This window comes from Bartonella sp. AA9NXGY (assembly GCF_042196845.1).
Taxonomy (GTDB): Bacteria; Pseudomonadota; Alphaproteobacteria; order Rhizobiales; family Rhizobiaceae; genus Bartonella.
Genome location: NZ_JBHIRB010000043.1, coordinates 1 through 3,951 on the forward strand (window position 1 = coordinate 1; position 3,951 = coordinate 3,951).

2 protein-coding genes are annotated in these 3,951 nt (G+C 35.1%); both read left to right on the plus strand.

The genetic code is table 11. The features are described from left to right. Window positions 1–186: 186 nt before the first annotated feature. Window positions 187–336: a hypothetical protein gene (locus ACFIM6_RS09410; RefSeq protein ID WP_375612614.1), complete on the plus strand. Its 150-nt coding sequence runs from the start codon at window positions 187–189 to the stop codon at window positions 334–336. Between the two features lie 970 nt (window positions 337–1,306). Continuing rightward, a partial coding sequence (locus ACFIM6_RS09415; protein ID WP_375612615.1) for an autotransporter outer membrane beta-barrel domain-containing protein occupies window positions 1,307–3,951 on the plus strand: 2,645 nt, incomplete at its 3' end.

Below are 3,951 nucleotides of genomic sequence, written 5' to 3' on the forward strand. Positions count from 1 at the left end.
TCAGGCGGCATACGCTATCAGTTTTAAATCAAGGCTGTAAAAATAGCCTATTCATTCTATTCAATTTAATAAAAAGGCAGCACGATATGCTGCCTTTTTTTATTCTTGACACCCTTTCATAAAAAGATCGCTCGAATAGCTTTTGTTCTTTATCCTCCCAAGATCATCTCCATCAAGATTTATTGATTGACAAGGCTAGGTATTGTTTTTGATGCATACCAGATTGAAGTAGTTGCTCGTACACAGGCAAAAAAACGCTTTCGTTATAATCCTGAAAAGACAGCTGTGGAAGGTCTTGCCAATTTGCTGGAATTGGGGAGCGTGAAATGCGTGTAGCAGTCTTTGCGCAAAAGAATGAAAATATGCACTAAAGCGGGTGGTTATGCTTAAGGGTGAGAATAAATTCAGTGATTTTGAGAAATCTGCCCCTTACGCTGTCTTAGATATTGAATGGCATTTATCTCTCATAAACAAAAATGTCGCAAAGCGCTTCATCTCCAAGTGAAAGTAAAACTTTCAGAAAAAACACCTTATATGTATTTATTGATAAATCATATATGTTTATTGATAAATCGCGCTTGCTTCATAAAATCCCCTTCCCCTTTTTCTCAAAGCAAAAAGAAAATGTAAAGTTTTACTGTCGTAAGTAAATAAAAAGCACAAGCTACTATTATTTTCCTCTTTACACAGGAAACATACTGCAAAATATTTCTTTACGCAGATAATTTAATTAAATACACCCAAAAAACAAAGACATCAACCACTTTATCAAAATACTCAAGAAGAAACTAAGATTTATAAAAGCATCAATCAGTACTCTTTAGCATATTTATAAAACACATTACATCCAATATAAAACACCTCAGATCTAAAATTAAGTAAACTTTTTTAATTTTTGCTGACGGCTGTTCCCAACGATGCTGTCCCCCCTTTATTCTCCTTAATGCATCAAAATATATGACAGTACTGTGATAACATTAAAAAGTACAAACAAACAACGATCATTTGCTTATAATATTGTATTTAAATATCATTTTAATATTTTTAATTATATATTTAATACGTAATAACTAAAACTATAAATATAATATGACTTAAATGTAAATATATACATTAATTATTATGTTTTTTAATTTGACTATAAGTAAATTATAAAACTATAAGTAAATTATAAAATAGTGAGCAAGAAGAATATTTTTATAGACCATTATTTATTTTCTTATATTGTTTGTTCTTCTTATAACAAGTGGAGATATGGCAAACAGAAAAAATATTTGTAGCTTAGTTTTAAGTGAGGAGAACATAAATGTCTAAAAAATCTCTTTTATCGCATACAGCAACTGCAGCAATTCTATTATTTGGGACCTACCACAACACACAAGCGGAAGAACTTAAAGAACTTAAAGTTTCTGATGGAAAAAAAATGGAAGTCTCTAAAGAAAGCTACGATAATATTTGGGCAGAAACAGGTGGAAAAATCATCGGCAAGAATTTAAAGCTGGGGAGTACCTCTCCAACACCACCATCTGTTACAACCGTTGTCACCGTTAAAGGATCCGATAGTTTGATTGAATTATCGGACAATACCATCATTAGTGCTCCACTTGGAACTAAATCTTCCTATGAATACGGCGTTAATATATCGGACAACGCTACATTCAAAATGACAGGAGGTTCTATCAATGTTGATAAAACCGCTATTCAGCTAAATGCGGGTAACGGAAATATGGAAAATGTCACAATAACAAGTGAAAACAGTGAACCCTATAACGCAATAAAAGCTGAAAAAAAAAGTAAACTCACTTTGAAAAATATAACTGTTAAAAAAGCAAAAAACAGCATCTTTGCAGATAACCAAACTCAAGTAACAGTTATCGATGGATCTTTTGAGGCAAACGAAACAGCAATCAATGCTCGAAACGGTAGTATCATTACTTTAAACAATAAGGCAAAAATCACATCACTTAACGGTGATGGGCTCAATGCCATTGGTGAGCAATCAAAAATTTTTATGACAGAGGGAACTGTTACCGGTAGCAATAGTGTATTATATACAAAAGCTGGTGGATATATTAATGTTAAAGATGTTGTGCTCACAGCAAATGGTAAAGGAACAAAATTCGGTGCATTTGCAAGAGGTTCCAGCACTATTGAATTGAATGGTAACACAACAATTAAAAATGCTTCGATCGGTGTTAAAGCCGAAAGTGATAATGCGACAATCAAGATGACCGGAGGATCGATTGAGGTCACAGGAGACAAAGCAGTAGGTGCATCATTTCTTAACACCACCAGCAAAGAAAACACGCTGAAAGATGTAAAAATATCAAGCGAAAATGATGACTTTCTTATGGATAAAGGAATAAGTGCTGACAAAGGAAGTATTGTCACTTTAAATAATGTAACCGTCACGAAAGCAAAAAACAGCATCTTAGCAGATAACAAATCTCAAATAACAATCACCGGCGGATCTTTTGAGGCAAAAGGAGAAGCAATAATTGCTCAAAACGGCAGTAGCATTACTTTAAACAATGGTGCGAAAATCATTTCATCTGAGCATAATGCGCTGAGTGCCATTGGTGAGCAATCAAAAATTTTCATGACAGGAGGAACTGTTACTGGGAGTAATAATTCATTATATGCAACTTTGGGTGGATATATTAATGTTAAAGATGTTGCACTCACAGAAAATGGCGAAAGCTCAGTTACAGGCGCATCAGCTGAGGGCCCAAACAGCGTCATTGAATTAAAAGGAAAAACAACGATTACGAAGACTCTCTTTGGTCTTTATGTAACGGATGGAGGCAAAATCACAAGTGAAGAATTAACGATAAAAGGGAAGAAAACAAATATTGAGGGAATCGAACTGCCCAGCATGGGTGTAAATGCTGCTGCAAATAGCGTCATTGAATTAAACGGAAAAACAACGATTGAAAAAGTTGATTTTGGACTTGTCGCATCCAATAGCACGATTAAGATGATCAATGGCGCTGAAAACAAAATAGATGCAACACTAATTGCACTAAAGATAAACAGAAATGGACATATTGATCTCGCAAATACTTCTGCAACAGCAGGGGTTGCTGGGGTGAATTTTACAGATTTGTCTAAAAATAAGTTAAATGGCCTAAGTAATAGTAATCCACAAGATTGGCAAAACAGTGAAGTTAATTTGACCAATACAGATCTGATCGTTGAAAATGGTATTGGAATAAATACCGATGAATCAATGGGAAAAATTAATCTCAAAAATTCAAAAATCCTTGCAGATACGTTATTCAAAAACATAAAGCAGAAGACAAAACCTGTTGAAATGTTTACTTTAACCGCAGACCATTCTGTCTTACAAGGCGGTGTAAGAAATGACGAAAATGGGCAAACACGCTTTGATCTGAAAAACGACACAAAATGGACGTTGAAGATCAGTAACAATGAAAAAGATGCTGATGGAAAACTACTTGATATTGCTCAAAGATCTCGTTCCGATATTTCTACGCTTAATCTCGATAACAGCTCCATTATGTTTAGCAAGCCAACAGAAAAACAGCATTACCAAACTTTGTATATAGGTTCTGGTAAACCAGACACGCAAGCCGTCTACAATGCCTCTGGTGACGCAAAAATTTACTTCAACGCACAATGGAGTGATGGAGCACCAATCGCCGATCAAAAAACCGATAGGCTTTTGATCAATGGGAACGTCTCAGGCAACACATCAGTTTATGTTACGGGGCGCTTAGAAGAGAACAATATCGAAGCAAATACCTCTGCTGCTGCCAATGTCCGAGGTCTTTCACTCATTCAAGTTTCTGGAAAAGCAGAAGAAAACTCTTTCAAACTCGTAAATGGCTATACCACAAGAAATGGTTTACCAGATATGTATACACTACGTGCCTATGGACCAGACTCAAGCCAAGGCAAAGCCGATATTGCACAAAACCTCTTTGATGA